Origin of the sequence: Streptomyces misionensis (assembly GCF_900104815.1) — a bacterium.
GTDB lineage: Bacteria > Actinomycetota > Actinomycetes > Streptomycetales > Streptomycetaceae > Streptomyces > Streptomyces misionensis.
Map to the genome: position 1 here is coordinate 5,130,608 of NZ_FNTD01000004.1, position 24,414 is coordinate 5,155,021.

The 24,414-nt window shown below is 73.9% G+C and carries 26 protein-coding genes; 18 read left to right on the plus strand and 8 right to left on the minus strand.

Going from position 1 to position 24,414, the window contains the following annotated elements:
• Positions 1-19 precede the first annotated feature (19 nt).
• From BLW85_RS25105 to BLW85_RS25130, 6 genes are all read left to right on the plus strand, one after another.
• Positions 20-412, plus strand: a complete 393-nt coding sequence (locus BLW85_RS25105; RefSeq protein WP_070027010.1) for a DUF6113 family protein — start codon at positions 20-22, stop codon at positions 410-412.
• A gap of 197 nt (positions 413-609) precedes the next feature.
• On the plus strand, positions 610-2,835 hold the full coding sequence (locus BLW85_RS25110; RefSeq protein WP_074993178.1) for a hypothetical protein: 2,226 nt from the start codon (positions 610-612) through the stop codon (positions 2,833-2,835).
• 147 nt (positions 2,836-2,982) lie between these two features.
• Positions 2,983-3,924: an ABC transporter ATP-binding protein gene (locus tag BLW85_RS25115; protein WP_177330064.1), complete on the plus strand. Its 942-nt coding sequence runs from the start codon at positions 2,983-2,985 to the stop codon at positions 3,922-3,924.
• Positions 3,921-4,658, plus strand: coding sequence for an ABC transporter permease (locus BLW85_RS25120; protein WP_070026926.1), 738 nt, complete (start codon positions 3,921-3,923; stop codon positions 4,656-4,658). The genes BLW85_RS25115 and BLW85_RS25120 overlap by 4 nt, the downstream gene beginning before the upstream one ends.
• Positions 4,659-4,663: 5 nt before the next feature.
• Entirely contained in the window at positions 4,664-5,857 is a 1,194-nt protein-coding gene (locus BLW85_RS25125; RefSeq protein WP_074996201.1) for a sensor histidine kinase, read from the plus strand.
• A complete protein-coding gene (locus BLW85_RS25130) occupies positions 5,854-6,468 on the plus strand; it encodes a response regulator transcription factor (RefSeq protein ID WP_070026925.1) in 615 nt (204 codons plus the stop codon). Before BLW85_RS25125 ends, BLW85_RS25130 begins: the two co-directional genes overlap by 4 nt.
• A gap of 18 nt (positions 6,469-6,486) precedes the next feature.
• Here the strand turns inward: BLW85_RS25130 and BLW85_RS25135 are convergent, their stop codons facing one another.
• Both BLW85_RS25135 and BLW85_RS25140 read right to left on the minus strand, forming a co-directional pair.
• Complete coding sequence (locus tag BLW85_RS25135) at positions 6,487-7,356, minus strand: SirB1 family protein (protein ID WP_070026924.1); 870 nt, start codon at positions 7,354-7,356, stop codon at positions 6,487-6,489.
• Between the two features lie 28 nt (positions 7,357-7,384).
• On the minus strand, positions 7,385-8,434 hold the full coding sequence (locus tag BLW85_RS25140) for a GNAT family N-acetyltransferase (RefSeq protein WP_070026923.1): 1,050 nt from the start codon (positions 8,432-8,434) through the stop codon (positions 7,385-7,387).
• Between the two features lie 140 nt (positions 8,435-8,574).
• On the opposite strand from BLW85_RS25140, the gene fdxA reads away from it, so the two are divergent.
• Together fdxA and BLW85_RS25150 are read left to right on the plus strand one after the other, a co-directional pair.
• The gene (gene fdxA, locus BLW85_RS25145) at positions 8,575-8,895 is read left to right on the plus strand and encodes a ferredoxin (RefSeq protein WP_014674796.1); all 321 of its coding nucleotides are present in this window, start codon (positions 8,575-8,577) and stop codon (positions 8,893-8,895) included.
• Between the two features lie 124 nt (positions 8,896-9,019).
• A complete protein-coding gene (locus BLW85_RS25150; protein WP_070026922.1) occupies positions 9,020-10,114 on the plus strand; it encodes a bifunctional succinyldiaminopimelate transaminase/glutamate-prephenate aminotransferase in 1,095 nt (364 codons plus the stop codon).
• Positions 10,115-10,209: 95 nt separating this feature from the next.
• Here the strand turns inward: BLW85_RS25150 and BLW85_RS25155 are convergent, their stop codons facing one another.
• A complete protein-coding gene (locus BLW85_RS25155) occupies positions 10,210-10,626 on the minus strand; it encodes an ATP-binding protein (protein ID WP_070026921.1) in 417 nt (138 codons plus the stop codon).
• A 288-nt stretch (positions 10,627-10,914) separates the two neighbouring features.
• Positions 10,915-11,901, minus strand: a complete 987-nt coding sequence (locus BLW85_RS25160) for a VldE C-terminal domain-containing protein (protein ID WP_177330065.1) — start codon at positions 11,899-11,901, stop codon at positions 10,915-10,917.
• A 96-nt stretch (positions 11,902-11,997) separates the two neighbouring features.
• On the opposite strand from BLW85_RS25160, the gene dapE reads away from it, so the two are divergent.
• Positions 11,998-13,077 (plus strand): succinyl-diaminopimelate desuccinylase, encoded by a 1,080-nt coding sequence (gene dapE / locus BLW85_RS25165; protein ID WP_070026920.1) that lies wholly within the window; start codon positions 11,998-12,000, stop codon positions 13,075-13,077.
• Between the two features lie 103 nt (positions 13,078-13,180).
• Positions 13,181-13,939 carry an LOG family protein gene (locus BLW85_RS25170; RefSeq protein ID WP_070026919.1) on the plus strand — a complete coding sequence of 253 codons (759 nt, stop codon included), beginning with the start codon at positions 13,181-13,183 and terminating at the stop codon, positions 13,937-13,939.
• A 7-nt stretch (positions 13,940-13,946) separates the two neighbouring features.
• Here BLW85_RS25170 and folP read toward each other — a convergent pair whose 3' ends face one another.
• Positions 13,947-14,807 (minus strand): dihydropteroate synthase, encoded by an 861-nt coding sequence (gene folP / locus BLW85_RS25175; RefSeq protein WP_070026918.1) that lies wholly within the window; start codon positions 14,805-14,807, stop codon positions 13,947-13,949.
• A gap of 139 nt (positions 14,808-14,946) precedes the next feature.
• Between folP and BLW85_RS25180 the strand changes: the two genes are divergently transcribed.
• Both BLW85_RS25180 and BLW85_RS25185 read left to right on the plus strand, forming a co-directional pair.
• On the plus strand, positions 14,947-15,303 hold the full coding sequence (locus BLW85_RS25180; RefSeq protein ID WP_070026917.1) for a DivIVA domain-containing protein: 357 nt from the start codon (positions 14,947-14,949) through the stop codon (positions 15,301-15,303).
• Positions 15,300-15,902, plus strand: a complete 603-nt coding sequence (locus tag BLW85_RS25185; RefSeq protein ID WP_074993179.1) for a DNA-3-methyladenine glycosylase I — start codon at positions 15,300-15,302, stop codon at positions 15,900-15,902. Before BLW85_RS25180 ends, BLW85_RS25185 begins: the two co-directional genes overlap by 4 nt.
• On the opposite strand, the gene chcB is transcribed toward BLW85_RS25185, so the two are convergent.
• The gene (gene chcB / locus BLW85_RS25190) at positions 15,887-16,690 is read right to left on the minus strand and encodes a 2-cyclohexenylcarbonyl CoA isomerase (RefSeq protein WP_070026915.1); all 804 of its coding nucleotides are present in this window, start codon (positions 16,688-16,690) and stop codon (positions 15,887-15,889) included. The genes BLW85_RS25185 and chcB overlap by 16 nt on opposite strands.
• A 374-nt stretch (positions 16,691-17,064) precedes the next feature.
• Between chcB and BLW85_RS25195 the strand changes: the two genes are divergently transcribed.
• A complete protein-coding gene (locus BLW85_RS25195) occupies positions 17,065-17,232 on the plus strand; it encodes a DUF3117 domain-containing protein (RefSeq protein ID WP_018544333.1) in 168 nt (55 codons plus the stop codon).
• Between the two features lie 117 nt (positions 17,233-17,349).
• Here the strand turns inward: BLW85_RS25195 and BLW85_RS25200 are convergent, their stop codons facing one another.
• The gene (locus tag BLW85_RS25200; protein ID WP_071828745.1) at positions 17,350-18,048 is read right to left on the minus strand and encodes an O-methyltransferase; all 699 of its coding nucleotides are present in this window, start codon (positions 18,046-18,048) and stop codon (positions 17,350-17,352) included.
• A gap of 234 nt (positions 18,049-18,282) precedes the next feature.
• On the opposite strand from BLW85_RS25200, the gene sigE reads away from it, so the two are divergent.
• The 5 genes from sigE (at position 18,283) to BLW85_RS25225 (ending at position 23,225) form a co-directional block, all read left to right on the plus strand.
• Positions 18,283-18,996, plus strand: a complete 714-nt coding sequence (sigE, locus tag BLW85_RS25205) for an RNA polymerase sigma factor SigE (RefSeq protein WP_070026913.1) — start codon at positions 18,283-18,285, stop codon at positions 18,994-18,996.
• A complete protein-coding gene (locus tag BLW85_RS25210) occupies positions 18,993-19,994 on the plus strand; it encodes a zf-HC2 domain-containing protein (RefSeq protein ID WP_079172417.1) in 1,002 nt (333 codons plus the stop codon). Before sigE ends, BLW85_RS25210 begins: the two co-directional genes overlap by 4 nt.
• 130 nt (positions 19,995-20,124) lie before the next feature.
• Positions 20,125-21,789 carry a S1C family serine protease gene (locus BLW85_RS25215; protein WP_074993180.1) on the plus strand — a complete coding sequence of 555 codons (1,665 nt, stop codon included), beginning with the start codon at positions 20,125-20,127 and terminating at the stop codon, positions 21,787-21,789.
• 84 nt (positions 21,790-21,873) lie between these two features.
• Complete coding sequence (locus tag BLW85_RS25220; protein WP_070026912.1) at positions 21,874-22,338, plus strand: sec-independent translocase; 465 nt, start codon at positions 21,874-21,876, stop codon at positions 22,336-22,338.
• A gap of 224 nt (positions 22,339-22,562) precedes the next feature.
• Positions 22,563-23,225, plus strand: a complete 663-nt coding sequence (locus tag BLW85_RS25225; RefSeq protein ID WP_070026911.1) for a hypothetical protein — start codon at positions 22,563-22,565, stop codon at positions 23,223-23,225.
• A 50-nt stretch (positions 23,226-23,275) separates the two neighbouring features.
• On the opposite strand, the gene BLW85_RS25230 is transcribed toward BLW85_RS25225, so the two are convergent.
• Complete coding sequence (locus BLW85_RS25230) at positions 23,276-24,409, minus strand: Mrp/NBP35 family ATP-binding protein (protein WP_074993181.1); 1,134 nt, start codon at positions 24,407-24,409, stop codon at positions 23,276-23,278.
• Positions 24,410-24,414: the final 5 nt, after the last annotated feature.

The window sequence follows — 24,414 nt, forward strand, 5'->3', positions numbered from 1 at the left end:
CAACGGCGCCCCGGGCTCGATGCTCGCCCAGCCGCTGCGGCCGCCGTCCGCGGGGCGGGCCGCGGCGTACGTCGGCCTCTTCCTGCTCGGCGCCCTCGTCGCGGTCGCCGGCGCGCTGGTGCAGGCCGCCTGGTTCCCCGGCGGGCTGCTGCTCGCCCTGGCCGCCGCGGTCGGCACCTTCCTCGGCGGCTCGTACGCCACCCGGTCCCGGGGCGGCGCGATGGCCCCGGCGGCGGGCTGGATCGTCACCGTCATACTGCTCACCTCCTCGCGCCCCGAGGGCGACTTCCTCTTCGGCGCGGGCGGCGGTTCCTACCTCTTCCTCTTCGGTGGCATGGCGCTCGCTGTGATCTGCGCCACGCTTGGCGCGATGCGGCAACCTCGTGACGGCTCCGCCCGACTTGGGAAGTGACGTACCGCTTTCCGGTGCCGCCCGCGTGCGAGTCGGGTGTGGGTTTCCCCGGCGGTCAGGGGATGCCCGCCGGAAGCGGCCAGTATGGTGGTGCGCGCCGCCGAACCTCCCCCACGCTGCCGACCTCGTTCGAGCCGGGGGGACCGCCAGAGCAGTGAGGTCGTGTCGGGCGGCGGAGCCAACTGGGAGAACCTGCCTTGAGTCGTGAAACTGACACTCCGTCCTCCGGGCCCAACGGGCGCGGCGGAGCCGCGTACCCCTCCGGCACCCCGCCGTACGGGACCCCCATGGCTTCCGACGACGGTACGGACGCGGCCCGTTCGGGCGCGCCGGAGGAACGCAAGACCGAGACCACGCTGACGACCCGGATCCGGATCAACATCCCCGGGTCCCGGCCGATCCCGCCGGTCGTCGTGCGCAAGCCCGTCGGGGACGGTGAGTCCGCCGAGGGCGCCCGCGAGGAGAGGCCGGCCGCCGAGGCGCGCACCCCGGCCGCCGCGGCGCCCGCCCCGCAGGCGCCCGCCGAGCCCGCGGCCCCGGCCGAGGAGAAGACCAGCGACTGGTTCGCGCCGCGCAAGTCCTCCGCGGGCAAGGCCGCGACCGGCAAGGGCGGCGCCAACGGCGGCAAGAACCCCGGCGGTTCCACCGCTGCCTCCGGCGCGCCGGGTGCCCGTCCGGGTGGACCGGGTGCGAACGGCGCGGCGGGTGGCACCGGCGCACGCCCCGGCGGTGTGGTCGGCTCCATGAGCGTGCCCGGCCGCTCCGGCAAGACCAACGGCGCGGGCCTGCCCGGCGCCACCGGCGGCCCCGTGGCCCCCGGGCACGGCGGCGGCACGGGCTCCTTCGACGTCACCGAGGCGCTGGCCGCGGGCCCGCTCGGCGGCGGCTCCCGGGCCGACGGCAACGGCGGCGAGCCGCGCCGCGACGATCTGCCGTACTTCGCGGAGCACGGCGGCCAGGACGGCTTCGGCGGCCCCGCGGGCGCGGGCGGCGTGGGCGGTGCCGACGGCGCCGACGGACCGGGCGGCCGCGGCGGCCCGCAGGGCCCCGCCGGGCCGACCGGGGGTCCGGTCACCGGCGACAGCCCGCTGGTGCCGGGGACCGGCGGGTACGGCGGCCAGGGCGGCGCGCCCGCGCGCAGCGCCCTCGCGGACATCGCCGACCTCGACGGCCCGGGCGCGCCCGGGGGTCCCGCGGGCGCTCCGGGCACCGGGTTCGGTCCCGGCGGCGGGCTCAGCGACGACACCGCGATCCTCACCCCGCAGAAGCCGGCCCCCGAACCGGGCACGCCCGGCTACCGCGCCCCGGACAACGTCTCCGGACACACCGTCACCAGCGGCATCCCGGTCGTCCCGGGCGCAAGCGGCGCCCCGTTCGGCGCGGGCGGCCCCGGCGGCCCGGCCGGGCAGACCGCGGCCAAGCCCGCGCCCGAGCCCGCCAAGGCCGCGCCCAAGGCGGCGGCCAAGCCGAAGAAGAAGGGGCGCAGCAAGCTGGTGCTGCTGGCCGTCGGCGTGGTGGTGATCGCGGGCGGCGTCTACGGCGCCGGGCTGCTGATGAACCACACCGACGTGCCCAAGGGCACCACCGTGCTCGGCGTCGACATCGGCGGCGGCACCCGTGACGACGCCGTCAAGAAGCTCGACGACGCGTTCGGCAGCCGGGTGGCCAAGCCGCTCAAGCTGGACGTGGGCGGCAAGACGGTCACCCTCACCCCGGCGAACGCCGGTCTCCAGTTCGACTTCCAGGCAACGGCGAGCCAGGCCGCGACGAGCGACTACAACCCGGTCTCCGTGGTCGGCACCCTCTTCGGGCAGAAGCGCGTGGTCGCCCCGGTCATGCCGGTGGACGAGGAGAAGCTCCAGGCCGCCCTCCAGCAGGCCGGCGGGGGCTCCGGCTCCGGCGCGGTCGTCGAGGGCGGCATCGAGTTCAAGCCCGGCCAGGCCGTGGCCGTCTACGGCAAGCCGGGCAAGGCCATCGACGCGGCCGGCTCCGCCCAGGCGATCGAACAGGCCTACCGCACGGCCGTGGAGACGAACAGCTCGGCCCCGGTCACCGTGCCGACGACCAACCGGCAGCCGACGGTCTCCAACGCCGAGGTGGACCGGGAGATGAAGGAGTTCGCGGAGCCGGCGATGTCGGCCAAGGTGACCGTGATGACGGACGCCGCGCACGCGGTTCCCCTGAGCCCGCAGAACTCGCTGTGGAAGTTCCTCCATGTGACGGCCGTCGACGGCAAGCTGGTCGACAAGCCCGATCTGGCCGCCCTGAAGCAGTTGTACGGCAAGGCCTTCGACGGCGTCCTCATCACCCGCGGCAACGGCAAGAAGACGCCGGTCACCCCGCAGGACGTCTACGGCGCCCTGCGCCAGGCACTGATGAGCAAGACCAACCGGGTCGCGGTCATCCCCACGAACCCGAACTGAGGTCCGCGGCAGGGGCGTTCGGCACCGCGCCGGGCGCCCCCGACGCGTCCCCCGGGGGACGTCACCCCGGCCGCATGACATCTGTCATCCCGCACGCAGGATCACCGGCACTGCCGGTCGCCCGTCCCGCCCGGCACGATGGGGACCATGACAACGACAGCGGTACCGGCCACCTCCACCGAGGTGGTCGGGTTCGACCAGGTGACCAAGACGTACGGGACGGTGCGGGCCGTCGACGGGCTCTCGCTGCGGCTGCACCCGGGGGAGACCGTCGCCCTGCTCGGCCCGAACGGTGCCGGCAAGTCCACCACCCTCGATCTGCTCCTCGGCCTGAAGCAGCCCGACAGCGGCACGGTGACCGTGTTCGGCACCAGCCCGCGCGAGGCGATCGTGGCCGGGCGGGTCGGGGCCATGCTCCAGAGCGGCGGCCTGATGGACGAGGTCACCGTCGGCGAACTGGTCAAGCTGTCCTGCTCGCTGCACCCGCGGCCGTACCCGGTCTCCGACGTGCTGGCCCGCGCCGGGATCACGCAGATCGCCGACCGCAAGGTCAACAAGCTCTCCGGCGGCCAGGCCCAGCGGGTCCGCTTCGCCCTGGCCACCGCGGGCGACAGCGACCTGATCATCCTGGACGAGCCGACCACCGGCATGGACGTCTCCGCCCGCCAGGCCTTCTGGGCCACCATGCGCGAGCAGGCCGACCAGGGCCGTACCGTGCTGTTCGCCACGCACTACCTGGAAGAGGCCGACGCCATCGCCGACCGGGTCCTGGTGCTGCACCGCGGCCGGCTCCTCGCCGACGGCACCGCCGCCGAGATCAAGGCCAGGGCGGGCGCCCGGCGGATCTCCTTCGACCTGGAGGGCGCCGTCGACGAGGACGCCCTGCGCGCCCTGCCGCGGCTGACCTCCCTCACCGTGTCCCACGGCGGCTTCGGCCACACCGTGCGCCTCCAGTCCGCCGACGCCGACGCCACCGTGCACGCCCTGTACCGCCTCGGTGTCTACCCCCGCAACCTCGAAGTCACCGGCCTCGGGCTGGAACAGGCGTTCGTCGCCATCACGGAGGCCGAGGAGGCCAAGCAGTCGTGAACTCGCTCATCAAACTGGAACTGACCCGCGCCCTGCGCAACAAGAAGTTCCTGTTCTTCTCGGTGCTCTACCCGGCCGTCCTCTTCCTGATCATCGCGGGCAACGCCGACGACACCAGGATCGACGGGACCGGGCTCACCCTGGCGACCTACATGATGGTCTCCATGGCCTCCTTCGGCGCCCTGACCGCCGTCCTGATGGGCAACAGCGAGCGCATCGCCAAGGAACGCGAGAGCGGCTGGGTGCGGCAGCTGCGGCTGACCCCGCTGCCCGGGCGCGGCTACGTCCTCGCCAAGACCGCCAGCGCGGCCGTGGTGAGCCTGCCGTCCATCGTGGTGGTCTTCCTGGCCGCCGCCGCGATCAAGCACGTACGACTGGACGCCTGGCAGTGGCTCGCCCTCACCGGGGTCATCTGGGCCGGCAGCCTCGTCTTCGCCGCGCTCGGCGTCGCCCTCGGCTACCTCGCCTCCGGGGACGCGGTGCGCCCCATCACGATGATCGTGTACTTCGGCCTGTCGATCCTCGGCGGCCTGTGGATGCCGTCCACCACCTTCCCGCGGTTCCTCCAGGACATCGCCAAGTGGCTGCCCACCCACGCGTACGCCGCGCTGGGCCGGGCGATCGAGGAGAGCCAGGCCCCGCACACCACGGACATCGCCGTCCTCGCCGGGTACTTCGTCCTCTTCGCGGGCGGCGCGGCCTGGCTGTACCGGAAGGACACGCTGAAGGCGTGAGCACGATGACGGAAGACCCACGGGCCGGCGCGCGCGGGCCAGGGCCGCAGGTGCGGATCGGCCAGGGGCCCCGCAACCGGCGCGACGTCCTGATCAAGCTGCTGTGGATCGGCGTGTGGCTGGTCTTCCTCAGCTCCCCGGTCCACGACCTGACCAGCGGCCGGCACACCACGGCCGGCACCGTGGCGGGCGCGGCGGGCCTTGCGGTCTTCGTCGTCGCGTATCTGACGCTGGTCTTCCGGAACATGGGACGGTCCTTCCCACCGCGGGCGGGAGCCGTGTTGCTGGGCATCCTCGCCGTCCTCGCCCCCGCCCTGGGCTACGGCCTCGGCACGCACTGGACCGGGCTGTTCGTCTACCTCTCGGTGGCCTGCGGGGCCACGCTGCCGCCGCGGCTCGCGGTCTGGGCGATCCCGGGCTCCGGTCTGGTGATGTACCTCGTCAGGATGCGCTGGGGTGCGTACGCGGTCGACGAGGACCTGCTGATGGTCGTGCTCATCGGGTTCGCGATGATCGGGGTGAGCCAACTCGTGCGCACCACGATCGAGTTGCGCAAGGCGCGGGCCACCGTCGCCCAGCTCGCCGCCAACGAGGAGCGGCTGCGCCTCGCCCGCGACCTGCACGATCTGCTGGGCCACTCGCTCTCGCTGATCACGCTGAAGAGCGAGCTGGCCGGCCGGATGCTGCCGGACCACCCGGACAAGGCGGCCCAGCAGGTCGCCGACATCGAACAGGTCAGCCGCCAGGCCCTGGTGGACGTCCGGGAGGCGGTCACCGGCTACCGGCGCCCCCGCCTCGCCGTGGAGCTGGCCGGCACCCAGGTGGCCCTCACCGCCGCGGGCGTCACCGCCGAACTGCCCGACGAGCCCGACCTCGACGGGGTGGACCGGGACGCCGAGTCCGCGCTCGCCTGGGCCCTGCGCGAGGCGGTCACCAACGTGGTCCGGCACAGCGGCGCCGACCGCTGCGCCGTACGGCTCCTGCACCGCCAGACCCTGGACGGCCCGGTGCTCGAACTCACCGTCGAGGACAACGGATCCGGCGGCAGCGGCGGCGGCTTCGGCAACGGTCTGACCGGGCTGACCGAGCGTCTGGAGAAGGCCGGCGGAACCCTGGAGGCGGGCCGGTGCGGACACGGCTTCCGGCTGGTCGCCCGCGTGCCCGCGGCGGCCGGCGGGGACGTAGGATCCGGGGCATGACGCGCACGATCAAGGTCCTGCTGGCCGAGGACCAGTCGATGGTCCGCGAGGCGCTGGCCGCGCTGCTGGGCCTGGAGCCGGACATCGAGGTCGTCGCCCAGGTGGCCCGCGGGGACGAGGTGCTCGCGGCGGTCGGCGCGCACGACGTCGACGTGGCGCTGCTCGACATCGAGATGCCGGGCTGCACCGGCATCGAGGCCGCGGCCCGCGTCCACCGGGAGTTCCCCCGGGTGAAGCTGGTGGTGCTCACCACCTTCGGGCGCCCCGGCTATCTGCGCAGCGCCATGGAGGCCGGCGCCGACGCCTTCCTGGTCAAGGACGCCCCGGCGGCCCAACTCGCCGCCGCCGTCCGCACGGTGCTCGCCGGGGAGCGGGTCATCGACCCCACGCTGGCCGCCGCCGCGCTGGCCGAGGGCGCCAACCCGCTCACCGAACGCGAACGCGAGGTGCTGCGCGCCGCGGCCGACGGCTCCACCAACGCCGAACTGGCCAAGGCCCTGCACCTGTCCCAGGGCACGGTCCGCAACTACCTCTCCACGGCCATCCAGAAACTCGCCGTCCGCAACCGGGCGGAGGCGGTGCGCACCGCCCGGGAGAAGGGCTGGCTGTGAACGAGGACCGGCAGCGGGTCAGTTGAGCTTGGCGCGGGCCGTGCGGGCCTGCCGCCGCACCCGCTCGGCGGCCGGCTCGTCGACGACCTCGATCAGCTCGGCGTACGCGTCCAGTTCCGCCGCCCCGGCCAGGAACTGCCCGCGCTGCACCAGCAGTTGCCCGCGCTCGTAGCGCAGCCTGGCCGGGTGGGCGGGGATCAGCAGCGAGAGCTCCACCGCCCGCAGCGCGACGTCCGAGTGCTCGGGGCGGGCCGCGGCCCAGGCCCGGATGTTGTTGAGGATCCGCTGGACGACCTCCAGCGGCGGGGCGGGCCCCAGCATCGCCGGATCCAGCGGCGCGCCGGTCGCCCCGACCACCAGCAGCTCGGCGTCCGGCCCGCTCAGCACCCGCCCGCCCTCGAACGGATCGGCCAGCACCTGCTCCCCGGGCGCGCCGAACCCGATCACGAAGTGCCCGGGCAGCGCCACGCCGTACACCGGCGCCCCGGCCCGCCGGGCGACCTCCAGCCACACCACCGACAGCAGGATCGGCAGCCCGCGCCGCCGCCGCAGCACCTCGTGCAGCAGCGAGGACTCCAGGCGCTCGTAGTCGCCGGGCGTCCCGTGGAACTCGTAGCGCCCGCCGAGCAGTCGCCGCACCGCCTCCGCCCAGGCGCGCGGCCCGCCGGGCCGGTACGGCAGCTCGCCCGCGAGCCGGTCCAGCTCGGCCTGCGCGGCGTCGATCCCGGCCTCGTCCAGCGAGCCGTCCGCCTCCGCGCCGATCAGCAGGCACAGCGCCGCCAGATCCGGCCGTTCGGCCCGCGCCTCCTCGCCGAACCGGCGCCGCACCTCGGCGGACCGCTCCGGCGACGGCGGGTGGGGAGGCGGCAGACGACGGGGGTTCGGCATGGCGGTTTCCTGCCCTCTCAACGGGGTTCTACGACCGGTCCGGGAGCTCCTGCGGCGAGTGTTCCCCCGGCTCCCGGAAGTGGTGGTAGGCGTGGTGCCGGGAGAAGCCCAGAGCGCCGTACAGGGCCCGTGCGGGCTCGTTGTCGGCCTCCACCTGGAGCCAGGCGGCCGAGGCGCCCTCGGCCAGGGCGCGGCGGGCGAGCGCGGCCATCACCTCGGTGGCCAGGCCCTGCCTGCGCCGCCCGGGGTCCACCTCGACGGCGGCGAACCCGGCCCAGCGCCCGTCCACGGCACACCGTCCGATCGCCGCCGGCGCCGCGCCCGGCGCGCCCGGCACGGAGGCGAACCACACGGACGGCCCCGCGCCGCGGTCGTCCGCGCGCGAGCCGAGCACCTTCAGGGCCACCTCGCTCACCCCCTTGCGCCCGTACCGCGCGAGCCACGCCGCGTCCGCCTCGCGGGCGAGCACCACGTCCGCGCCCCCGGCCCGGTCCGCGACCGGCGCCAGGGCGCCCGTCCACACCTCGGCGGTCACCTCCCGCACCCAGCCGCGCCGCTCCAGCTCCGCGCAGAGCAGCTCCTGCGTGCCCTCGGCGCCGGTCGCGGTCTGCACGTACGCGGGCAGGCCCCGCTCGCCGTACCAGCGTCGTACGGCCGCCAGGGCCGCGTCGAGCGGACGGCCGGGATCGCCCAGCGGCAGCACGCTGTTGGCCCGCCGGGTGAACCCGCCGGCGGCCCGCAGCTCCCACTGCCCGAGCGGCTCGCTCTCCACCGGCCGCCACGCGCGCGAGGCGACCCGGGCCAGCTCCTCGTAACCGGCCGCCGGACCCCGGTGGCGGGCCGGGGCGGCCGGTACGACCTTGCCCGCCACGAGGGAGGTTTCCGGAAACCGGACACTCTCGCCGCTCCGTTGTGTGATCATGACCACGCCATGATCCCAAGATGTGAGAACGCCCACCGTGTCGGTGAACTTCTCCCGCGCCGCACCGGGTTCGCTCAACCGCCGTACGGAGACGCGTTTCCCCACGTCAGCTGGGGTGATACGGACTACAAGGCGCCCTTGTGCCGAGATTTCCACCGGTCAGTTCACCCCTCCTGTTCGGATCATGCTCCGGAACGGAGATACTAGGGGCGGGCATCGACGACGCCGCGCTCCCGCGCGCCAGGCGGCGGAGCCTGAGGAGGCCCGCCAGCGCCCTATCGAGGAGGAACGACAGCGTGACCTACGTCATCGCGCAGCCTTGTGTCGACGTCAAGGACAAGGCGTGCATCGAGGAGTGCCCGGTCGACTGCATCTACGAGGGCCAGCGGTCCTTGTACATCCACCCGGACGAATGCGTCGACTGTGGTGCCTGTGAGCCGGTCTGCCCGGTCGAGGCGATCTTCTACGAGGACGACGTCCCGGAGGAGTGGAAGGACTACTACAAGGCGAACGTCGAGTTCTTCGACGAGCTGGGCTCGCCCGGCGGCGCCAGCAAGCTGGGGCTGATCGAACGCGACCACCCCTTCGTCGCCGCGCTGCCGCCGCAGGGCGAGTGACCGTTTAGCGCCAAGCGGCCCGCGCCGAACCGCGCCGCCTCGGTCCCGTACGGCTCGATCGCCCCGATCGCCGCCGCACGGGACCGAGGCGTTTGCCGCACCAGACGAAAGTGAGCCACTGATCGTGTCCGCAGTCTCCGACCGGCTTCCCGTCTTCCCCTGGGACAAGCTGGAGCCCTACAAGAAGACGGCCGCGGCCCATCCGGACGGCATCGTCGACCTCTCCGTCGGCACCCCGGTCGACCCGGTCCCCGAGCTGATCCAGAAGGCCCTCGTCGACGCGGCCGACTCCCCGGGCTACCCGACCGTCTGGGGCACCCCCGCTCTGCGGGACGCGATCTGCGGCTGGCTGGAGCGCCGCCTGGGCGCCCGCGACGTGACCCACCGGCACGTGCTGCCGGTCGTCGGCTCCAAGGAACTGGTGGCCTGGCTGCCGACCCAGCTGGGCCTCGGCCCCGGCGACAAGGTCGCCTACCCGCGGCTGGCCTACCCGACGTACGAGGTGGGCGCCCGCCTCGCCCGCGCCGCGTACGAGGTCTACGACGACCCGCGCGACCTGGACCCGGCCGGCCTCAAGCTGCTCTGGCTGAACTCCCCGTCCAACCCCACCGGCAGGGTCCTCTCCGCCCGGGAGCTGACCGACATCGTCGCCTGGGCCCGCGCCCACGGCGTCCTGGTCGTCTCCGACGAGTGTTACCTGGAGCTGGGCTGGGAGGCCGACCCGGTCTCGGTGCTGCACCCGGACGTCAACGGCGGCTCGTACGACGGCATCGTGGCCGTGCACTCCCTCTCCAAGCGCTCCAACCTGGCCGGCTACCGCGCCGCCTTCGTCGCGGGCGACCCGGCGGTCCTGGGCCCGCTGCTGGAGATCCGCAAGCACGGCGGGATGATGACGTCCGCGCCGACCCAGGCCGCGGTCGTGGCCGCCCTCGGCGACGACGCCCACGTCCAGGAGCAGCGCGCCCGCTACGCAGCCCGCCGCGAGGCCCTCCGGGCGGCCCTGGTCGCCCACGGCTTCCGCATCGAGCACAGCGAGGCCAGCCTCTACCTCTGGGCCACCCGCGACGAGTCCTGCTGGACCACGGTCGCCCACCTCGCCGAGCTGGGCATCCTGGTCGCCCCCGGCGACTTCTACGGCACGGCGGGCGAGAACTTCGTGCGCGTGGCGCTCACGGCCACGGACGAACGCGTCCAGGCGGCGGTCTCCCGGCTTCGCTGACCGCCGCCGGCCCCGGTGGGCCCGGACACGCGGAACGGGGCCCAGGGAACCCCTGGACCCCGTTCAGCGGGCGACGCGCCGGCTCAGACCCGGACTCAGGTGAGCGGCAGCCCCTGGACCGGCAGGTTGGACGTGGGCAGCCCGCCCTTCGTCGCGCCGGCCGCCGCGTCCCCGAGGGCGCTTCCCGCGGCCCCGGTCAGACCGCCCGCGGCCTGCTGCGCCGCGGGCGCCGCCTTCTGCACGGCACCGCCGGCCGTCTTGCCCGCGGCCGGCACCGCCTGCTTGAGGACGTTGCCGCCCGCGTTGCCCGCCAGCGCGGTGACGTTCTCGGCGGCACCGTCGACGGTGTTGCCGACGTGCGCGCCGTCCAGCGCGGTCAGGCCGCCCAGGTTCGGAGTGGCCGGCAGGTTCGTGGCCGCACCGGCGGAGCCGGCCGCACCGACCCCGGCGGCCGCTCCCGCTGCGACGAGCAGCGCGGCACGGGCGATCCGGCGGGTCAGGGGGAGGGACATGATGCTCCATTCGACGGGAGAGAACGGTGTCTTCGTCCGGACCCGGCACCGGGCTCGGACGCCGTGACTACCGCTCGAAGCCCGCGAAGGTTGCGGACGCCCCAGGTCACGAATGGATAACGCATCGCATTATCAGGTGTGGATAAAAACGGGCAAAGAGCATGGCTGCGCGCGCCCAGCAGAATCCTTACGCCCCTTGATTCCCAAGGGTTTCCCGGTTCGACCCGCGATTCGCCCGTACGGCCCCGCATAAGACGGCGACGCCATCCTCCCGGACGACGCCCCGCACTACTGTCCGGTCACGATCCGGACAACGCCCATGGACCGCTCCGCACCGCCGGCCCCGTCCGAGCGCACCGGCTGCCACGACCCCTCGTCGCTCGTCCAGACCCGCCCGGCGTACGTCACCCGCTGGATGTGCAGCGCCGCGGAGTTGGCGACCGCCCACTGCGCCAGCTGCCACCCCCGCTGCTGCTCGCCGCGCCCGCTCGCGTCCCGGCGCGCGCCGAGCGGCACCGGCACGCTCACGGTCCGCCCGCTCGCCGTCGCCGTCACGCTGGGCGAGGGGGTCGGCGAGGGCACCGGGGTGCCGCCGACCTCGGCACCGGTCTCCTGCAGCGCGTCCCGCCCGAAGTCCCGTACCAGCGCCGCCCGTACCGCGTCCGGACCGGTCGCCGTGGCCCTCGTGTCGAAGCGCCCGTCGCAGGTCAGCGTGGCCGCCGCCTGCCCGGTCAGCGCGGCCGCCAGCAGCTCGGCGTCCGGCTCGTGCTTGGCGTACGCCTCCGGGAAGCCGCTGCGCTGCACCTTCTGCGCGGCCACCGTCAGCGGCAGCCCGGTGTAGCCGGGGACCTTGGCCAGATGGGCGTAGAAGATCCCCGCCGAGTACGTGGGGTCCATGATCTGCTCCTCGGTGCCCCAGCCCTGCGACGGCCGCTGCTGGAACAGGCCGAGCGAATCCCGGTCGCCGTGCTCGATGTTGCGCAGCCCGGACTCCTGGATCGCGGTGGCCAGCGCGATCGTCACGGCCCGCTCGGGCATGTTCCGGCCGGTGCCGACGGCGGCGATCGTCGCCGCGTTCGCCGCCTGCTCGGGCGTGAACTCGTACGACGTCCCGTCGCCGGCGGCCGAGACCACCTTGCAGCCATGGGCCCCGCCGCCTCCGGTGACGTACTGCACCACGAGGTAGGCGGCGACACCGCACAGGACCAACAGGGCCGCGGAGAACCGGAACAGACGGCCGCGGCGCTTGAGACGGGTGGGGGACGGCTCAGACACGCGTACAAGGTACTGGAGCGATCACCACCCTTACGCCAGCGGTGCGTTACCGCGCGTGAGCCGGGCGGCCGACGGCGGCGCGCTAGGGTCGAGGTCATGGCCGACACCACGCTTGACCTCACGCTGGACGCCGCCGCGCTCACCGCGCGGCTCGTGGACCTCCCCTCCGAGAGCGGCACCGAGAAGCCGCTCGCGGACGCCGTCGAGACCGCCCTGCGCGCCCTGCCGCACCTGACCGTGGACCGGTACGGCAACAACGTGATCGCCCGGACGAACCTGGGCCGCGCCGAGCGGGTCGTGCTGGCCGGACACATCGACACCGTGCCGATCGCGGACAACGTGCCCTCGCGCCTGGACGAGGACGGCGTGCTGTGGGGCTGCGGCACCTGCGACATGAAGTCGGGCGTGGCGGTCCAGCTGCGCATCGCGGCCACGGTCCCCGCCCCCAACCGCGACCTGACCTTCGTCTTCTACGACAACGAGGAGGTCGCCGCCCACCTCAACGGCCTCCGGCATGTCGCCGAGGCCCACCCGGAGTGGCTGGCGGGCGACTTCGCGGTGCTGCTCGAACCCTCCGACGGCGAGGTCGAGGGCGGCTGCCAGGGCACGCTGCGGATGCTGCTGCGGACCAAGGGCGAGCGGGCGCACTCGGCGCGCTCCTGGATGGGCGCCAACGCCATCCACGCGGCCGCGCCGATCCTGGAGCGCCTCGCGGCCTACGAGCCCCGCTACCCGGTGATCGACGGCCTGGAGTACCGCGAGGGCCTGAACGCCGTGGGCATCAGCGGCGGGGTCGCGGGCAACGTCATCCCGGACGAGTGCGTGGTCACCGTCAACTTCCGCTACGCCCCCGACCGCACCGAGGAGGAGGCGATCGCGCACGTCCACGAGGTGTTCGCGGACTGCGGGGTCGAGGAGTTCGTGATCGACGACCACAGCGGCGGCGCGCTGCCCGGCCTCTCCCACCCGGCCGCCGCGGCCTTCATCGAGGCGGTGGGCGGCGCCCCGCGACCCAAGTACGGCTGGACGGACGTCTCCCGCTTCGCCGCGCTCGGCATCCCCGCGGTCAACTACGGCCCCGGCAACCCGCACCTGGCGCACAAGCGGGACGAGCGCGTGGAGACCGCCAAGATCCTCGCGGCCGAGGAGCGGCTGCGCGGCTGGCTCACGGACTAGCCCCCCACGCGGCACACGCCGGGCGGACACGCGCACGTCCGCCCCGCGTAACCCGCGTGGATCTACGCTGGGACGGAACCACCGGCGAGCGGAGGGAGCGCACATGCCTACCGGGAACCCCGAGGGGAAGAAGCAGCCACCGGACGAGCAGCGGCTCGGGCCGGTCCTCCGGCGGCGGGACCAGGTGACGGCGAGCACGACCGACCAGCGGCTGCTGGACGAACGCGCTCCCAACGACTGGGTCCACACCGACCCCTGGCGGGTGCTGCGCATCCAGTCGGAGTTCATCGAGGGCTTCGGCACCCTGGCCGAACTCCCGCCCGCCATCAGCGTGTTCGGCTCGGCCCGCACCCCGGTGGACTCGCCCGAGTACGACGCCGGGGTCCGGCTCGGCCGGGGCCTGGTGCGGGCCGGCTGGGCGGTGATCACCGGCGGCGGCCCCGGCGCCATGGAGGCGGCCAACAAGGGCGCGTGCGAGGCGGGCGGCGTCTCGGTGGGCCTCGGCATCGAGCTGCCCTTCGAGCAGGGCCTGAACCCCTACGTCGACATCGGCCTGAACTTCCGGTACTTCTTCGTCCGGAAGATGATGTTCGTCAAGTACGCCCAGGGGTTCGTCGTCCTGCCCGGCGGCCTCGGCACCCTGGACGAGCTGTTCGAGGCGCTGACCCTGGTGCAGACCCAGAAGGTCACCCGCTTCCCGATCGTCCTCTTCGGCAGCGAGTACTGGGGCGGCCTGGTCGACTGGCTGAAGAACACCCTCGTGGCCTCGGGCAAGGCCCTGGAGAAGGACCTCCTGCTCTTCCACGTCACCGACGACGTGGACGAGGCCGTGGCCCTGGTCTCCAAGGAGGCCGCGCGGTAGACCCGGCCTACGCCAGCCCCCGACGGGCCACCGCAGGGGGGCGGTGGCCCGCGATGGAGGAGACCATGTCGAGCACCTGGCGGGTCTCGGCGACCTCGTGGACGCGGTAGACCATCGCGCCGAGCCAGGAGGACACCGCCGTCGTCGCCAGCGTGCCGATCAGCCGCTCCTTGACCGGCCGGTCCAGCGTCTCCCCGACGAAGTCCTTGTTGGACAGCGACACCAGCACCGGCCAGCCCGAGGCGACCATCTCGTCCAGCCGGCGCGTCGCCTCCAGGCTGTGCCGGGTGTTCTTGCCGAAGTCGTGCCCCGGGTCGATCAGCACCGACTCCCGCGGCACCCCCAGCTCCACCGCCCGCCGGGCGAGCCCCACCGTCACGTCCAGGACGTCGGCCATGACGTCGTCGTACGTCACCCGGTGCGGGCGGGTGCGCGGCTCGGCGCCGCCCGCGTGGGTGCACACCAGCCCCACCCCGTACCGCGCCGCGACCTCGGCGAGGCCGGGGTCCGCGCCGCCCCACGCGTCGTTCAGCAGATCCGCGCCCGCCTCGCACACCGCCTCGCCGACCTCGGCCCGCCAGGTGTCCACGCTGATGATCACGTCCGGGAAGCGGCGCCGTACCTCCGCCACGAAGCCGACCGTGCGGCGCGCCTCCTCCTCGGCCGAGACCTCCTCGCCCGGGCCGGCCTTCACCCCGCCGATGTCGATGATCGCCGCGCCCTCGGCGACCGCCTGCTCCACCCGCGCCAGGGCCGGCTCGTCCCGGAAGGTCGCCCCCCGGTCGTAGAAGGAGTCCGGGGTCCGGTTCACGATCGCCATGATCACTCGTTCGTGCGGTCCGAATTCCCGCCTGCCCAGCCTGAGCATCCGCTGTGACCTCTCCTCGTACGTCCGGCACTGCGACCGCCAGTGACCCTAACCGTCAGACTCGCATGGCACGATCGGACCAGACAGATTCCGCGTCCGGCCCTCGCGGCCGGCACCCGAGCGTGGGGACCTCGAGACGATGGTGATGTTCCTGTTCCTGGTCGTCGCGCTGGCCGTCGTGGTCGCCGCGGTGACCCTCGCCGTGGTGGGCGGCGGCGAAAGCGCCCCGCTGCCCGAGGCCGCGCCCGAGCGGCTCCAGGACCCGCTGCCGGAGGACCGCCCCGTCGGCCGCGCCGACATCGAGACCCTGCGCTTCCCGCTGGCCCCGCGCGGCTACCGGATGGCCGACGTGGACGACGCCCTCGGCCGGCTCGCCGCCGAACTCGCCGAGCGGGACGCCCGGATCGCCGGCCTGGAATCCGCGCTGGCCGGCGCCCGGGCCGCCGCCGCACAGCCCCGGCAGGACAAGCCCGAGCACCCGGAGGACCAGCGATGACCGCCGCCGTCGCCGGGCCGGACGGCGCGCTGCGCTGCCCCTGGGCCCTGTCCACCGAGGACTACGTCTCGTACCACGACGAGGAGTGGGGGCGCCCCGTCCACGGCGACGACGCCCTCTTCGAACGGCTCAGCCTGGAGGCCTTCCAGTCCGGCCTGTCCTGGATCACCATCCTGCGCCGCCGCCCGGGCTTCCGCACGGCCTTCGCGGGCTTCTCCATCGAGAAGGTCGCCGCCTTCACCGACGAGGACCGCGAGCGGCTGCTGGCCGACCCCGGCATCATCCGCAACCGCGCCAAGATCGACGCCACGCTGGCCAACGCCCGCGTCCTCGCCGGCTGGTCCGACGGCGAACTGGACGAACTGATCTGGTCCCACGCCCCCGACCCCGCGACCCGCCCGGCCCCGAAGACCCTGGCGGACGTCCCGGCGGTCACCCCCCAGTCCACGGCCCTGTCCAAGGCGCTGAAGAAGCGGGGCCTGAAGTTCGTGGGACCCACGACGGCGTACGCGCTGATGCAGGCGTGCGGACTGGTGGACGACCACCTGGAGGCGTGCGTCGCCCGTGGCGCCCGGGAGGGGCGTCACCGCCCCGAGTAGCGCGGCTTCTCCTTGTCGACGAACGCCTGCACGGCGATCGCGTGGTCCTCGGACCGCCCGGCCCGGGTCTGGAGCTCGTCCTCCTTGTCGAGGGTCTCCGACAGCGAGTGCGTCAGCCCGAAGGCCATCGCCTCCTTGATCGCCGCGTACGCCACCGTCGGGCCCGAGGCGAGCGTGCGCGCCACCTTCTCGGCCTCGGCCCGCAGCTCGCCGGACGGCACGACCCGGTTCGCGATGCCCAGCTCCAGCGCGTCCTGCGCGCCGATGCTGCGCGGGAAGAGCAGCAGGTCGGCCGCGCGGCCGGGCCCGACCACCCGGGGCAGCGTCCAGGAGATCCCGGAGTCACCGGTCAGGGCGACCCCCGCGAACGAGGTGTTGAAGGACGCCGTGTCGGCGACGACGCGGTAGTCCGCGGCGAGGGCGAAGCCGAACCCGGCCCCGGCCGCGACCCCGTTCACCGCGGCGACCACCGGCTTCGCCGCCCCGGCGAGGGCCCGCACGATCGGGTTGTAGTGCTCCCCGACCGTGCTCATCGTCTGCCCGGAGCCGGTCTCCCGGTCCTTGGCCAGCAGCCCGATGTGCTCCTTGAGGTCCTGGCCCACGCAGAACGCCCGGTCCCCGGCCGCGGTCAGCAGGATCGCCCGCACGGCCGGGTCGCCGGCCGCCTCCCGCGCCGCCTCTCGCAGGGCGACCTTGGCCTCGACGTTCAGCGCGTTCATCGCCTCGGGGCGGTTCAGCGTGATCGTCGCGAGCCCGTCGCTCACCTCGTAGAGCACGGTGTCGGCCATGGCGCTTCCCCTCCGTCGCGGTGGTGACGTACTGCTCGGTACGTCCGTGTCCGGGAACAGCATGGCGGAGATCCCTGGCCGAGGGTCCGACCGGCGGTGTGAGCTGCGTCAAAGAAAACCGGACGGAGGTTGGCCGACGGGTGTGTGTGCGATGGCGCAGTATCGCAGCCACATCCCCGAATTGAGTGGTTTTGCTCGCGCGCGTTGCCCAAGCGATGCGGACCGATGTTGGTCATCGGGTCCTGAGATGCGGGATAATGGCTGGGAAGCAATGTGTTCGATGCCGGTGTCGCGTGTCCGATCCGGTCCCGCGGTGCCCGCCCGGGTGCCACCAATCGGCAGACGATGAGCTGGTTTCAGGAAGGGGAACGAGCATGGCGGCCATGAAGCCGCGGACGGGCGATGGCCCGCTCGAGGTGACCAAGGAGGGGCGGGGCATCGTCATGCGCGTTCCGCTCGAAGGCGGCGGTCGACTCGTCGTCGAGCTGACCCCTGACGAGGCCGAGGCGCTCGGTGACGCCCTCAAGAAGGTCGTCGTCTGACGCGCGAGAGTCAGTCCTCACGGCTGCCCCGGCATCGTACGCGGTGCCGGGGCAGCCGCGTTCCCGGGGCCCCGCACCCGCCGGGTGCCGCCGGCCCTCCCGTCCCGGTCGCCGCCGTCACCGCTTGACCGCGCACAGCAGCCCGTCGCCGACCGGCAGCAGCGACGTGACCATCTCCTGGCTCTCGCGCACCGTGCGCAGCAGCTCCCGCAGCCGCAGCACCTCCGACGGCTGCGGCCCCGAGTCGACCGTGCGGCCGCTCGCGAAGACCCCCTCGAAGACCACCACGCCGCCGGAGCGCAGCAGCCGCAGCGACTCGGCGAAGTAGTCCAGGTACTCCAGCCGGTCCCCGTCGCAGAAGACGAGGTCGTAGCCCGCGTCCGCGAGCCGGGGCAGCACCTCCAGGGCGCGGCCGGGGATGAAGCGGGCCCGGTTGCTGGCGAAGCCGCAGGCGCGGAAGGCCTGCCGGGCGAACTGCTGGTGCTCCGGCTCCGAATCGACCGTGGTGAGCACCCCGTCCGGGCGCATGCCGTGCAGCAGATGGATTCCGGACACCCCGCAGCCCGTGCCGATCTCCGCGACGGCCTTCGCGTCCACGGAGGCGGCGAGCAGGCGCAGCGCGGAGCCCGTGCCGGGCGACACCGAGCGAAGTCCCGCGTCACGGGCGCGGTCGCGGGCCCAGAGCAGCGCTTCGTCCTCGGCGGCAAAGGCGTCGGCGAATGCCGAGCTCGTCTGCCGGTTGCCGGTAATGACCCTCTCCTGTCCCCATGGATGCCTCGGCGTGACTGTATCCGTTGGCGTCGGGAACCCGCAGATGGGACCAGGCGTTTACAAGGAAGAGACGGTGGCGGGGGAATGCTTCGGGGGCAGGGGATGGACGAGGAGAGCGCACAACTGCTGACGCAGCGGCACGAGCCGCACCAGCAAGTATCAAATTCTCGTAAAAACGCTTATCCGGAGCTAACGGGCGAGGTGGCTATGGTAGGGGCTCCACTGGACACCACCAGAGCCGACAGGGGAGGTGCGGCTGCGCCCGAGGACCGGGGCGGAGTGCTGCGGCGCTTCCTCGGGTCGGCGGGCAGGCCGAAATCCGTGACCGACACCGCTGCTGACCACCACGCCGCCGGACTCGCCCCGGGTGAGCCCCAGACCGCGACCTTCACCAGTGACGCGGACGGGCAGGCGTGGACTCCGCCCACCTGGGAGGAGATCGTCAGCACCCACAGCGCCCGCGTCTACCGCCTGGCCTACCGCCTCACGGGCAACCAGCACGACGCTGAGGACCTCACCCAGGAGGTCTTCGTGCGCGTCTTCCGCTCGCTGTCGACGTACTCGCCGGGCACCTTCGAGGGCTGGCTGCACCGCATCACCACCAACCTCTTCCTGGACATGGTCCGGCGCAAGCAGCGCATCCGCTTCGACGCCCTCGGCGAGGACGCGGCCGAGCGCCTGGCCAGCCGCGAACCCACCCCGCAGCAGCTCTTCAACGACGCCCACTTCGACGCGGACGTCCAGCAGGCCCTGGACACCCTGGCGCCCGAGTTCCGCGCCGCCGTCGTGCTGTGCGACATCGAGGGGCTGTCGTACGAGGAGATCGCCGCGACCCTCGGCGTGAAGCTCGGCACCGTCCGCTCCCGCATCCACCGCGGCCGCTCCCAGCTCCGCAAGGCCCTCGCGCACCGCTCACCGGAGGCCCGCGCGGCCGAGCGGCGCTCGTTCCTGGCCCGGGTCCCCGCGCTGGGGGGAGGGGGCGCGACGGCGTGAGCGGATCGCGACAGAAACCCGCCGAGGGGACACGCCTCGCCGAGCAGCATCTGGGAGACCGGCTCTCCGCCCTGGTGGACGGAGAGCTCGGCCATGACACGCGGGAACGCGTCCTCGCCCACCTGGCCACCTGCGCCCGCTGCAAGGCGGAGGCGGACGCCCAGCGCGCGCTGAAGAACGCCTTCGCGGCGGCGCCCCCGCCCCCGCCCTCGGCGAGCCTGCTGGCCCGCCTCCAGGGCCTGCCCGGCGGCGGCCCCGACGGCGGCGGCGCCCCGGCCACCGGACTGCTCGGCAGCGGCTCCGAGGCCCCGGTCTCCGGCTCCCCGGGCGTCTTCGGCACCGGGCGCGGCTTCTCCTTCGGCTACGTCCCGGCGCGCCCGCACGGCCCCGGCCCCGCCGTCGAGGACGGCGGCTTCCGCATCCATCCCGTGGGCCGCCCGGACGACGGCCGCGCCGCCTCGCGCGGGCTGCGGTTCGCGTTCGCCGCCGCGGGCGCGGTGTCGCTGGCCGCGGTCGCCCTCGGCGGCGTGACCACCGCCATCCCCGGCTCCCCGGCCGCGGACGCCCGCGGCTCCGGCACCGGCAGCAACGTGGTCCCGGCCGGCACCACGGGCACCGGCGGCGCCACCGGCGGCACCGGCGCGGGCACGGCCGACACCCAGCGCCGACGCCCCGGCCCGCTGCTCGCCCAGGGCGGCACCCTGCTCGGGCACACGACGGCGGCGACACCGCCGACCGCCGTCACCGCGCCCCTGGTGCCCGGCGCCCCCGCTCCCTCGGCCGGACCGGACCAGGGCCTCGGCGCCCGGCTGAGCGCACCGCTGATGGCGGGCGCGACCGCCGTCTCCCCGCTGATACGCCTGCCGGACAAGGCCACGGGCCTGCCGCTGACCAAGTGGTCCACGGCCCCGATGGTCCCCGGCGTGCTCTCCGACTCCCTCCCCGGCACCCCCGCCACCCCCTCGACGTCCCCGAGCGCCCCGCAGCGGGCGCGCTGACCGGCGCTGCGCCACGGCCCGCGAACCTGGTTGAATCCGGTGAGGGCCGTGCCCGTGGTGATCGGCCGGGCACGCAGTCGACGTCCCGCGGCCGCCGAAGCGCACGGCCGCGGCCGGCCGTGGGGAGAGCATGAACGAGGGGAACCGCGTCCCGCCGGGAGCGGGTACGGAGGGGGCGGCGGGGACCGGTCCGACGCCGGACGGCGACTTCGAGCTGGCCAAGCCGGAGCGCCCCACGCCGTTGCACGAACCGGACCCCTACAGCACCCCGCCCTACGGCGAGCCGGGCCCCTGGGCCCCCGCCCCGCCGGTCCAGCACCCGGGCACCACCCCGACGCACGGCACACCGCTGCCGCCGCCACCGGGCGGCCCGCACGGCCGGGCCCCGGCACCCGCGCCCGCGTTCCCGGGCGCGCCTTCGCCGGCCGCCCCGTCCGCCCCGTTCGCCCCGGCCCCGGCGTCCACCGGCGTACCGGCACCCGCCCCGGCCGCGGCGCCCCTTCCCGAAACGGCGCCCGTCCAGGGCTCCACGGCGGTCCCCGAGCCCGTCGCGGCCGGCGGCCCCATCCCGGTGTCCCCGGCCGCCCCGGGGCCCGCACAGGACCCCTGGGGGCGTTACGACCCGTGGGGGCGAGGGCCGCTCCAGCAGGCCGGCGCCGTGCCGGACGGCGCGCGGCGGGGCGGGCGGCGGGGCACGCGGTTCCTGGTCGCCTGGACCCTGGTGGTCGCCCTGCTGGCGTCCGGGATCGGCGGCGTCGTCGGCGCCTACGTCGAACGCGAGGGCCTCGGCGGCGAGGTGACCCTGCCGCAGGCCAAGAGCGTGCCCGCCGGGCGCGCCCCGGACAGCGTGGCCGGGATCGCCGCCCGCGCCCTGCCCAGCGTCGTCACCCTGCACGTCTCCGGCTCCGGCGAGGAGGGCACCGGCACCGGCTTCGTGCTCGACGACCGCGGCCACATCCTCACCAACAACCACGTGGTCGCACCCGCCGCGTCGGGCGGGAAGATATCCGCGACGTTCAGCGACGGCGACTCCGTCCGGGCCACGGTCGTCGGCCGGGACAGCGGCTACGACCTCGCCGTGGTCCAGGTGCACGGCGTGCGCGGGCTCACCCCGCTGACCCTGGGCGACTCCGACGGCGTCCGGGTCGGCGACCCGGTCGTGGCCATCGGCGCCCCCTTCGACCTCGCCAACACCGTCACCGCGGGCATCATCAGCGCCAAGGAGCGGCCCATCACCGCGGGCGGCGAGGAGGGCGACGGCAGCGACGTGTCCTACGTGGACGCCCTGCAGACCGACGCCCCGATCAACCCGGGCAACTCCGGCGGGCCGCTGCTCGACTCCCGGGCCCACGTCATCGGCATCAACTCGGCCATCCGCTCCGCCGACGGCGGCTCGGACACCGAGGGCGGCCAGGCCGGCTCCATCGGCCTGGGCTTCGCCATCCCGGTCAACCAGGCCCGGCGCGTCGCCGAGGAACTGATCAACGACGGCCACGCCACCCACCCGGTCATCGGCGTCACCCTCGACATGGGCTACACCGGCGACGGCGCCCGCATCGACGACCACAGCGCGAACGGCGGCCCCGCCGTCCTCAAGGGCGGTCCCGGCGAACGGGCCGGGCTCGCGCCGGGCGACCTGATCACCCGGGTCGACGGGGAGCGGGTCCACACGGGTGAGGAGCTGATCGTCAAGATCCGCGCCCACCGGCCCGGCGACCGGCTGCGGCTGACGGTCGTACACGGCGGTGCCGAGCGGGAGGTCTCACTCGTCCTGGGCGCCTCGGAGCAGAACTGACACAAGTCTCACCACGGGACGGTACCGGTCGGACGGGAACGCCGGGTACCGTTGAGCGACCGAGGACATCGCAAGGAGCGTCAGGTGTTCAATGACATAGGGCCAATGGAGCTACTGACGATCATCGTCATCGCGGTGCTCGTGTTCGGTCCGGACAAGCTCCCCAAGGTCATCCAGGACGTCACCCGGACCATCCGGAAGATCCGCGAGTTCTCGGAGAGCGCCAAGCAGGACATCCGCAGCGAACTGGGTCCCGAGTTCAAGGACTTCGACTTCGAGGACCTCAACCCGAAGACGTTCCTGCGCAAGCAGCTGGGCAACGACGACCTGGGCCTCCAGGAGATCCGCAACGGCTTCGACCTGAAGAAGGAGATGGCCGAGATCACGGACGCGGTGAACGGCCGCGACACCGGCTCCGCTCCCTCCTCTGCCTCCTCGTCCTCCTCCGAGGCGGCCTCCCCCGCCGCCGGCGGGAAGATCGACATGACCAAGAAGTCCGAGGACCCCGGCAAGGACGAGCGGCCCCCGTTCGACTTCGACGCCACGTAAGCCGCGAACCGTCCCATCCCGACACGCGCACGTGACGCGTGTCATAGCGCGCGCCCGCCGCGAACGGCGTGAACGGGTCGTTCGGGGTACCCCCGCATCCGGCGCCTGCCCTGCGGCGCTCAGCGGTGTGGTTATGCTGCCGAGTTGTTGTGCGGACCGGTGGAGTACGCCCGAAGGGGGGCGGGCCGCCCCGGTCCGACGAGAGCGAGGAGGCGTCCGGGCAGATGGAGACGACGAGTCGGGTGGGCGCGACGGCGCCGGCCCCGGAGGGCGGGCAGGGGTTCGCCTCCGACCGCCGCACGGTCGACGCCTACCTGCGGGCGCCCTTCCCCTGGTACGGGCTCGACGAGGCGTTCACGGGGCCGCGCTGGCTGATGCAGGTCGGCATGGCCTCCGACGGCGCCGTGGAGCACGGCTCGATCGGGCACGGTGACACGCCCTCCGTCCTGCACGAGGGCGTCACCGGGGAACCGAGGGACAAGTTCGCGGTCGTGGTGACCGTCGCCGCGCACCCGTCCCGGCGGACCGACGACGGGACGGGTCTGCTGGAGGCGACGTCGGTGTCCTCGGCCGCCTGGCTCGCGGGGGTGGGACTGCTGTCCTTCACCTGGCCGGGGCAGCTGGACCACACCCTGCGGGACGACTGGCTGGAGCAGCAGACCGAGACGGCGTGGGCGCTGGCCGACGATCTCGGCGGGCCGGAGTGGTCCCGTCTCTCGCTCCCGGTGGACGGGGTGGCCGCGGACTTCCACTACCGGGAGTCCGAGTTCGGGTGGGTGCTCGCCGGTACCACCGAGGCGGGGGTGCATCTCGGCGCGTACGGCCGGGGGATGAGCGCGTACGGTCTCGGGTTCGCCGCGGTCGAGGACGTTTCCGCCTACGTGTGATCCTCGGGGCGCCGGTTCGTTCCGGCGCCCCTTCGGCGTGGACCGACGGCTCAGAACTTGTTCTTCGGGGTCAGCCCCAGGGACATGCCCGACAGACCGCGCTGCCGGCCGCCCAGCTTGCCCGCGATCGAGCGCAGGGCCGCGCCCGCGGGGGAGTCGGGGTCGGTCAGCACGACCGGCTTGCCCTCGTCGCCGCCCTCGCGCAGCCGGACGTCGATGGGGATGGAGCCGAGGACCGGGACCGAGGTGCCGGTGGTGCGGGTCAGGCCGTCGGCGACCAGCTGGCCGCCGCCCGTGCCGAAGACGTCGACCATCTCGCCGCAGTGCGGGCAGGGCAGGCCGGACATGTTCTCGACCACGCCGACGATCTTCTGGTGCGTCTGCACCGCGATGGAACCGGCGCGCTCGGCCACCTCGGCCGCCGCCTGCTGCGGGGTCGTGACGACCAGGATCTCGGCGTTCGGGACCAGCTGGGCCACGGAGATCGCGATGTCACCGGTGCCCGGCGGCAGGTCGAGCAGCAGGACGTCCAGGTCGCCCCAGTAGACGTCCGCCAGGAACTGCTGGAGGGCCCGGTGCAGCATGGGGCCGCGCCAGACCACCGGGGCGTTGCCCGGGGTGAACATGCCGATGGAGATGACCTTCACGCCGTTCGCCGACGGCGGCATGATCATGTTCTCGACCTGGGTGGGACGGCCGTCCGCGCCCAGCATGCGCGGCACCGAGTGGCCGTAGATGTCGGCGTCCACGACGCCCACCTTGAGACCGTCGGCCGCCATCGCCGCCGCCAGGTTCACCGTGACCGAGGACTTGCCGACGCCGCCCTTGCCGGAGGCGACCGCGTAGACCCGGGTGAGGTTGCCCGGCTTGGCGAACGGCACCTCGCGCTCGGCCTGGCCGCCGCGCAGTGCCTCGGCCAGCTCCCGGCGCTGCTCGTCGCTCATCACGTCGAGCGTGACGTCGACCCGGGTGACGCCCTCGACCCGCGTGACGGCCTCGGTGACACGCCGGGTGATCGTGTCGCGCATGGGGCAGCCGGAGACCGTCAGGTACACGGTGACCGCGACCGCGCCGTCCTCCCCGATCTCCACCGATTTGACCATCCCCAGCTCGGTGATGGGGCGGTTGATCTCGGGGTCGTTCACCGTCGCCAGTGCCTCGCGCACCGCGTCTTCCGTAGCCATAAGGA

Bases quoted from the DNA above. Each gene is read 5' to 3' on its own strand.
- BLW85_RS25105 (WP_070027010.1), top strand. From the start codon at position 20: ATGCTCGCCCAGCCGCTGCGGCCGCCGTCCGCGGGGCGGGCCGCGGCG.
- BLW85_RS25115 (WP_177330064.1), top strand. From the start codon at position 2,983: ATGACAACGACAGCGGTACCGGCCACCTCCACCGAGGTGGTCGGGTTC.
- BLW85_RS25125 (WP_074996201.1), top strand. From the start codon at position 4,664: ATGACGGAAGACCCACGGGCCGGCGCGCGCGGGCCAGGGCCGCAGGTG.
- BLW85_RS25130 (WP_070026925.1), top strand. From the start codon at position 5,854: ATGACGCGCACGATCAAGGTCCTGCTGGCCGAGGACCAGTCGATGGTC.
- BLW85_RS25135 (WP_070026924.1), bottom strand. From the start codon at position 7,356: ATGCCGAACCCCCGTCGTCTGCCGCCTCCCCACCCGCCGTCGCCGGAG.
- BLW85_RS25155 (WP_070026921.1), bottom strand. From the start codon at position 10,626: ATGTCCCTCCCCCTGACCCGCCGGATCGCCCGTGCCGCGCTGCTCGTC.
- dapE (WP_070026920.1), top strand. From the start codon at position 11,998: ATGGCCGACACCACGCTTGACCTCACGCTGGACGCCGCCGCGCTCACC.
- BLW85_RS25170 (WP_070026919.1), top strand. From the start codon at position 13,181: ATGCCTACCGGGAACCCCGAGGGGAAGAAGCAGCCACCGGACGAGCAG.
- folP (WP_070026918.1), bottom strand. From the start codon at position 14,807: ATGCTCAGGCTGGGCAGGCGGGAATTCGGACCGCACGAACGAGTGATC.
- BLW85_RS25180 (WP_070026917.1), top strand. From the start codon at position 14,947: ATGGTGATGTTCCTGTTCCTGGTCGTCGCGCTGGCCGTCGTGGTCGCC.
- BLW85_RS25185 (WP_074993179.1), top strand. From the start codon at position 15,300: ATGACCGCCGCCGTCGCCGGGCCGGACGGCGCGCTGCGCTGCCCCTGG.
- chcB (WP_070026915.1), bottom strand. From the start codon at position 16,690: ATGGCCGACACCGTGCTCTACGAGGTGAGCGACGGGCTCGCGACGATC.
- BLW85_RS25195 (WP_018544333.1), top strand. From the start codon at position 17,065: ATGGCGGCCATGAAGCCGCGGACGGGCGATGGCCCGCTCGAGGTGACC.
- BLW85_RS25215 (WP_074993180.1), top strand. From the start codon at position 20,125: ATGAACGAGGGGAACCGCGTCCCGCCGGGAGCGGGTACGGAGGGGGCG.
- BLW85_RS25225 (WP_070026911.1), top strand. From the start codon at position 22,563: ATGGAGACGACGAGTCGGGTGGGCGCGACGGCGCCGGCCCCGGAGGGC.
- BLW85_RS25230 (WP_074993181.1), bottom strand. From the start codon at position 24,409: ATGGCTACGGAAGACGCGGTGCGCGAGGCACTGGCGACGGTGAACGAC.